Raw genomic sequence first — 6,858 nt, 5'->3', positions numbered from 1 at the left:
GACTGGAAGGAAGTGTTCTCCACAGTGACCGTGGCTGCCAGTACACAAGCTACGCCTTCCGCAGGGAACTTGTAACAAATGGGCTCATTCAAAGCCTCAGCGGCACTGCTCATTGCTATGACAACGCTCGTATGGAGAGCTTCTTTGCCACACTGAAAAAAGAAAAGCTGTATCAGATACCGACCTACAGAATGAAGCGTGAAGAGGTCAAAACTGTCATCTTCAGATATATCTTCGGCTATTACAACACACAAAGGATCAACAGCTTCAACGAAGGCGGTCTCCCACCTGTGACATTAAGAACTTCAACCAAGTCGGCTCATCATGCTGCCTGACTCCTGCCTATCTAAGATTTTGAGTATTCTCTGACTGCACATTTCTTGACAATTCCAGCGTCTCAGGCGACGTCTACAAGCAAAGAAATGTCCTATTGGTATTCTTCAATGTTAGACTGGGACTGATGTATAACTAAGGGCGGTAAGTCGATTTGACCTACCGCCTTGTTTTTATAATAAAGCATTTATTTGATTATAATAGCCCTTTATTTTTTCATTATAACTGTTGATTGTATCTATATACCATTTTATTCTTTCAATATAAGAATCTGCAAATCCTTTATATGTTTCTAATCGTTTCTCGCAGTATGCTATTTCGTCTTTAGTCTCTTGAACTTTCTCTGCATCAGCTTCATATCGCCATCCGCGAGTCGCATCCATTATTCGTATTTTTGTGTTTTGTGCATTCTGCAATGCAACATTGGCATTTTTAATATCAATAAGAATATCATCTATGTCATTAATTATATCATTATAGCCCGTTATATTACTATTAAGTGAACTCAACAAACTCTCATTATATTTTGTATCGTTAATGATTTTTTCTGTTAAATCCGAAATTTTCTTTGCATTAGGATGAGATGAATCAACAGTTTGTAAATTTGAAACATAAATCTGAGGAATAACGAAAGACACTGTAGTGTAAATAGTCGTTGTAGTCTTTGTTGTAGTAGTTGTAGTAGTAGTTGTTGTTATTTTTTTAGTAGTAGTTCTCTTAGTAGTAGTTGTTGTTGTAGTCGTTGTAGTAGTTGTCGCCTTAGTAGTTGTCACAGGTGGATTAACAAGATACTCCTCAAACTCCATTTTACCACTTGTTGCTTTGTATGCATAATAAGAAAGTACCTGTGAAGCATCAACAGCGTTTATATTTCCATCTTTATCAACATCAGCAGCTTTTTTCTGCCAAGCTGAAAACTGTGAATCACTATTTGTGGATATACGTGCATATTCTGAAAGGATTTCAGAAGCATCAACCGCATTAATTACATTATCGTTATTAATATCTCCAAGATTGTATGTTACCTGTGTAGTTGTTGTTATTGGTATCATTGTAGTAGTTGTTGATGTGCTTGTTGTAGTTGCAATAGTGGTTGTGGTCGTTGTGGTAGTCGTTGGCTTTGTAGTAGTGGTAGATGTAGTAGTTGTCGTTGTAGTGGCTGTGGTAGTCGTAGTAGAAGTTGTTGTCGTTGTAGTTGTAATTACAGGCTCGTCTTTTATTTCCCATTTTAAAACAGGTAAATCATTCTCTCGATATGCAAATGCGCCACCCAATGATGATGCAAAGCTGTCTTTCATCATATTGGAAATAGGTTTAGGGGTAGCTAAATCTTTTGTACCATCCGTCCCTTTTGTAGCGAAAGTTGAAGAATAGTACATATTGCTCATTTTTCCTACATATTGAGACGTTCTATATACTCCATAAGTGCATTTACCTGTATTATAAACATTAGTTATTTCATAGTCGTATTTTTTTGTATCATAAATCACAAAGCCTCCAGCAATACCGTAAGAATCTGTGGATGATTCAATATCCGCTCTATTATATGAGTTTTTAATAGTTATTGGCTTAGAATTTGCCCAAACCAAACCGATTATTCCTGCTATTTCTACATACTTATTGTTTCCATCGTAAGATATTGCCCCATAGTTACAACATTCACTTATCTCGCCTTCACTCATAGAGCCACAAATTCCACCAATACAAACATAATTACCGTTATTACTGTAATCGGCTTTAGTAGCTATATTTACTGCTGATTTACAGCGAATAATACTTTTAGCGTGTGAAGCTATTCCGCCAATACTATACCCTTGACCTATAGTATTAACACATTCAATAGAGCCAGATACAAAACAGTCCTTAATTATACCACCACTTGCAGCAATTCCGCCAATTGAAAAACCGCCATCATCTTTCTCTAGTTTGATAGATATGTCTTCCAATTTCAAATCTTGAATCACCGCATTATCACTCATACCTGCAAATAGTGCAAAGCTATCTAATTCCGACTTTTCCTCTGATATTTGTGACATATTCATTTCATAAATAGTATGGTTGTTTCCATCAAATGTACCCGAAAACGGATTTCCTCCTAGACCAATAGGATTCCATTGATAATCTTTGAGTGATATATCATTATCAAGTATAATGGTTTGCCCTTCCATTTTCCTTCCTCCATTGACTAAAACTGCAAGTCCTGCCAACTGAGAAGGTGTACTGATATGCTGTTCTGTTTCTTCTCCATCATACCATGTTGTATCTGCTGTGCCGTCCCATTCAAGCGGACTATTTTCATCATCAACTGACGATGCATTAATCGGAATAGCTGTAATACAAATAAATGCAGAAAGAAGCATTGATAACATTTTTTCAGTTTCATAAATATTCCCCCTTTGCAGTATAAATCAAGCACTTTTAAAACACATCATCATTATATTTACAGCGATTCAGTAAAAAAATCTGAATCTATTCTCTTAACTTCATATGTATGTTCAACAGAGACACCCAAGTTATATTTTATCATCAAACGTGTCATTTGTTTACCATCAACCAAAACAATAGTTAAACCATGTAAACTATCTGCATAATTCTTAGCCCCCGAACTGAAACTGGCAGTTGTGATGAACAGTCCTTTAGTCGCCTTCTCCCCTTGCAAAGCTCCTGCAAACTTTTGCAATTCTGGTCTGCTCACAGTGCGGTCTGGAGACCATTGTTTTGCCTGAATATAGATATAACTAAATCCAAGTTGGTCTTCTTTAATAATACCATCAATTCCACCATCACTTGTAGGATGGGTAACTTTTCCAGCATCGTCAATTCCATCTCCATATCCCATTTTTAGGAGCAATTGAACTACAAGATGTTCAAATTCTACCGAAGAAAGCTTCATAACCTCTTTCATCAAATCATCTGCAAGTGCATCCATGACTTGTTTAAACGCGCCATCAAGTGATTCCATTGGTGATATAGCATCAGATGTATCATTGCCATCATACGCTACAGAATTGTTATTTTTCCCCTGAACCTTATGAAATTTTTTAAAACTATCAAATTGTTCCAGATATGATATATCAATCACATCACCTGAAGTTAAGGCTTTTTTACCATTATCGGTAATACGATATTGCCCGCGTGAAGGAGTCTCTACAAGACCAGCTTTATCCAGATAAGTACGTGCCCACGCTACCCTATTATTAAATACGCTTTGCTTTCCACTCGGGAGCATTTCCTGTAAATCAATATCTGTTAATTTCATTTTTTTCGCAAGGATTGATTGAACTTCTTTTGATTTATGAATCTCCCCATCTTTTAGAGTTATAAGAAATGGCTTCAAAAACTCATAAAATTTTGGAACAGCCATTAGAATAGTCCCCCTTTCATTCGAAATAAAGATAATAATTCCTATTACAACAACAATTTTCATCAATAATGTGCCTGTTGCATTGTTCATCCTTTTATAAAGTAATAAAGGCAAAACATTCAATGGCACATTTATACAATATTTAACTCTATATGTTAATTATAAACTATATTTACAACACATTCAACACATATATCTAAACGTTACAAACTCTTAATAATAAACGTAAAATAGCACAAAAGAAGCTTACTCCGATTATCTATAATGACAGTAAGCTCTGAGAATTATTGACAATCAAGTACAAGTGCGGTATAATATTGTTATGAAATAGTTGCTTAATGGACGGTTATTTGTTTTTATCGTCGCAAAAGGAGCTTGCTTCGGCAGGCTCTTTTTGTTTATAGCAATAAATGATTTGACAAAACTGCTCAAATAGTGTATTATGTTTGTACAAGGCGGTAAATAGCCTTGAATTTTATGTAAAGGATGTAAAACAAATGAAGAACGCAATCAAAAAAGTTGTAGCAGTTGCAATGGCATTTACTCTGCTTGGTACTGGTACAGCCGTAACAAAAAAAGTAAATCCTAATTCAATCACTACGTTGGGAGCTCATGCTGAATGTCAATACCACTACACACAACACCCCGAAAATATACGTATTGAGTCTCAATCATCAATAAAAGGCAACAAAAAATACGTTTATGAAGTTAAAAAGTGTGCATGTTGCGGACAAGTAATTAGTCAGAGATGCCTCACGGACTATCGGTGAAAATAACAGTATCTCTAAGCTGATACGCGTAAGAAAAAGCCCGAGTAAATTAATACCCGAGCTTTTCTTTCATTACAGTATTCTTGATACAGCTATACCGCAAATCATTGCAATATCAGCTGCGTGTGTGTGGTATGTAGTACAGTAGAAGCCGCGCACTGGTGCCATTGCTTCGCTCATACCTATGGCGCTTGACAAAGGAATACAAACGCGGTATAATGTGTGTGTGATTTAAAATCACATCCTAACGCAAATTCAGCTTGCTTCGGCAGGCTCTTTTTGTTTATAGCAATAAATGATTTGACAAAACTGCTCAAATAATGTATTATGTTTGTACAAGGCGGTAAATAGCCTTAGTTTTATGTAAAGGATGTAAGAAAAATGAAGAACATAATCAAAAAAGTTGCAGCAGTTGCAATGGCTTTCACTTTGCTTGGTACTGGTACTACTATTGCAAAAACTGTAAATCCAAAGTCAGTGACAACTTTGTCGGCTTATGCGGCTTGTAATCATGTAGTAGATTCATCGGCAAAAAGTAAAGACGACTGGGAAAAGATAGATTCAGAGAATCACACCAGCTATCACGTTAGTGTTTTCAAAAAGCCTGTTAAGTGCGCAAGATGTCGCAGAACAATTTGGTATAGTTATAAAAGGGAATACTGGTATTGGAAATATACGAGAATTGGCAGTAATGCTGTTGTTGCGTATCCCCATGTTTACTATACACAATATTGGACGAAAGAATTTTAAAACAAAGAGAGCTTGCTTCGGCAGGCTCTTTTTGTTTTGGTCTGACAGTCTGTTATTGTCAGAAAATAACGAACCGATTACTCAATACAAGAAAAATCCGCTATATTTCGTCAAATAGCCACATATACACTCATATTGCGTGTATATAAATAACATATAATGCAAGCGCTAAATGGCTATTTTACGTTGTTTTTTTGATTACAAACGGTAAATGCCTATAAATAGCCTTTTTCGGGGCAAAAAAATAACACTCCCCGATTACAGGGGAGCGCTATTGTCGATTTATTGAGCTTTCTTCTCATAGAGCTTTACAAGCTTATAGAACGTTGTCTTGGTCAGTGAGAGCTGCTTCATGGCTTCCATAGCTGTTATATCTCCCGATTTCCATGTATTATAGACCGTTTCCCATGACTCAGGATATATGGCGTTTGGTCTGCCTATTGGATTTCCTGTCTTGGAGCTGACCTTCTTTCCGTTCACTACTGGCATAACTGCGATTCCTTGGGCTTGACGTTTTCTTGTGTTCTCTCTTTCTTTTTCCGCTGTATAGCTTAATATCTGCAATACTAAGTCAGCTATGAAACGTCCGTCAAGGTTATCCTTGCTGATGCTTGTATCAAGTAAAATACCATATAGGTGACCAAAAATTCTCTCGCGCAGATTTTTCTTCATCGAAGCACTGAATACGCGGCAAATATGCTTTTCTATTGAGGCTCATTTTATGCTTTCTTTTAAACGAGACAACTCTGATTTTAGAGCTTTCATATGTTATATTGACAAACTTATTGTATTGAAGTATAATTATATAATAAAACGATATACGTCGTTGTGAAAGGGGTACAGAAATAAGAATGGAAAAAATAAAAATCGACCACACACCAAAGTGCATTTTTATAACTATGATTATCCTCATGATTATGGGACTAGGCGTAAATTACTCCCTTAAAACGGCAGAGGAAACTACAAAGTCTAATTTGATATATGGATTGATAATCTATTTATTATTCTTTGTTGTGTTCATTTCGATGGGATTTGTAAAGACAAGGGTTAAATTTGGAAATGGCAGTACAGTAAAATGTCAGTGGTTTTTTCTGTTTTGGAAAATCGATTTGAATAAAGTCAATGCAGTGACCTATACACTTAAATCGAATCGAACCAGAGGCGGCGGAACACACTACACTCTTCATATGATTTTTTATGTTGATGCAAACAATTTCAAAGTGCTGAAAGAGGAGCTTAAGCCACACATTGCAGAGGAGTGCATCCGTCACAGATTCAATCAAGTGGAGCTAATGAAGCTTTATCGGTATATAGAAAAGAACTACCCAGACTTAGCAAAAGGATTTGAATAAAAGAGCAGATAAAAATCTGCTCTTTTTCTTTTCTCACGCTATGCAATTCCGCTGTAAAATCAACGGCAAATTCTGCTTGCAACCATGACCATGGTGTACTTATGGAATTGTCAAGAAATGTGCAGTCAGAGAATACCCAAAATCTTAGATAGGCAGGAGTCAGGCGGCATGATGAGCCGACTTGGTTGAAGTTCTTAATGTCACAGGTGGGAGACCGCCTGCATTGAAGCTGTTGATCCTCTGGGTATTGTAGTAGCCGAAGATGTATCTGAAGATAACAGTTTTCATC

General features: G+C 36.4%; 8 protein-coding genes. 4 read left to right on the top strand and 4 right to left on the bottom strand.

Translation table 11 applies throughout. The annotated features are described in order from the left end of the window. On the top strand, positions 1 to 335 hold a 335-nt coding region (locus T497_RS18495), incomplete at its 5' end, for an IS3 family transposase (protein WP_037324667.1). Between the two features lie 171 nt (positions 336 to 506). Here the strand turns inward: T497_RS18495 and T497_RS18655 are convergent. Then, positions 507 to 2,702, bottom strand: a complete 2,196-nt coding sequence (locus T497_RS18655) for a dockerin type I domain-containing protein (RefSeq protein WP_242839991.1) — start codon at positions 2,700 to 2,702, stop codon at positions 507 to 509. A 71-nt stretch (positions 2,703 to 2,773) separates the two neighbouring features. Continuing rightward, positions 2,774 to 3,697 carry a restriction endonuclease gene (locus T497_RS0108185; RefSeq protein WP_028515198.1) on the bottom strand — a complete coding sequence of 308 codons (924 nt, stop codon included), beginning with the start codon at positions 3,695 to 3,697 and terminating at the stop codon, positions 2,774 to 2,776. Positions 3,698 to 4,194: 497 nt separating this feature from the next. Here T497_RS0108185 and T497_RS0108180 point away from each other — a divergent pair, with 497 nt between their 5' ends. Beyond that, positions 4,195 to 4,467 (top strand): hypothetical protein, encoded by a 273-nt coding sequence (locus T497_RS0108180; protein ID WP_028515197.1) that lies wholly within the window; start codon positions 4,195 to 4,197, stop codon positions 4,465 to 4,467. Between the two features lie 381 nt (positions 4,468 to 4,848). Beyond that, positions 4,849 to 5,217 carry a hypothetical protein gene (locus T497_RS0108175; protein WP_028515196.1) on the top strand — a complete coding sequence of 123 codons (369 nt, stop codon included), beginning with the start codon at positions 4,849 to 4,851 and terminating at the stop codon, positions 5,215 to 5,217. 282 nt (positions 5,218 to 5,499) lie between these two features. Here the strand turns inward: T497_RS0108175 and T497_RS18485 are convergent, their stop codons facing one another. Beyond that, the gene (locus T497_RS18485) at positions 5,500 to 5,706 is read right to left on the bottom strand and encodes a hypothetical protein (RefSeq protein WP_028515195.1); all 207 of its coding nucleotides are present in this window, start codon (positions 5,704 to 5,706) and stop codon (positions 5,500 to 5,502) included. Positions 5,707 to 6,068: 362 nt separating this feature from the next. On the opposite strand from T497_RS18485, the gene T497_RS0108165 reads away from it, so the two are divergent. Next, a complete protein-coding gene (locus tag T497_RS0108165) occupies positions 6,069 to 6,569 on the top strand; it encodes a hypothetical protein (RefSeq protein ID WP_028515194.1) in 501 nt (166 codons plus the stop codon). Between the two features lie 159 nt (positions 6,570 to 6,728). Here T497_RS0108165 and T497_RS18925 read toward each other — a convergent pair whose 3' ends face one another. After that, positions 6,729 to 6,857 (bottom strand): hypothetical protein, encoded by a 129-nt coding sequence (locus tag T497_RS18925; protein ID WP_278244733.1) that lies wholly within the window; start codon positions 6,855 to 6,857, stop codon positions 6,729 to 6,731. Position 6,858: the final 1 nt, after the last annotated feature.

Origin of the sequence: Ruminococcus flavefaciens MA2007 (assembly GCF_000621845.1) — a bacterium.
Classification (GTDB): domain Bacteria; phylum Bacillota; class Clostridia; order Oscillospirales; family Ruminococcaceae; genus Ruminococcus; species Ruminococcus flavefaciens_E.
This window is presented reverse-complemented; position numbering and strand designations above follow the sequence as displayed.

Coding starts and splice junctions, on each gene's coding strand:
- T497_RS18655 (WP_242839991.1), bottom strand. CDS start 2,702: ATGTTATCAATGCTTCTTTCTGCATTTATTTGTATTACAGCTATTCCG.
- T497_RS0108185 (WP_028515198.1), bottom strand. CDS start 3,697: ATGGCTGTTCCAAAATTTTATGAGTTTTTGAAGCCATTTCTTATAACT.
- T497_RS0108180 (WP_028515197.1), top strand. CDS start 4,195: ATGAAGAACGCAATCAAAAAAGTTGTAGCAGTTGCAATGGCATTTACT.
- T497_RS0108175 (WP_028515196.1), top strand. CDS start 4,849: ATGAAGAACATAATCAAAAAAGTTGCAGCAGTTGCAATGGCTTTCACT.
- T497_RS18485 (WP_028515195.1), bottom strand. CDS start 5,706: ATGCCAGTAGTGAACGGAAAGAAGGTCAGCTCCAAGACAGGAAATCCA.
- T497_RS0108165 (WP_028515194.1), top strand. CDS start 6,069: ATGGAAAAAATAAAAATCGACCACACACCAAAGTGCATTTTTATAACT.
- T497_RS18925 (WP_278244733.1), bottom strand. CDS start 6,857: ATGAAAACTGTTATCTTCAGATACATCTTCGGCTACTACAATACCCAG.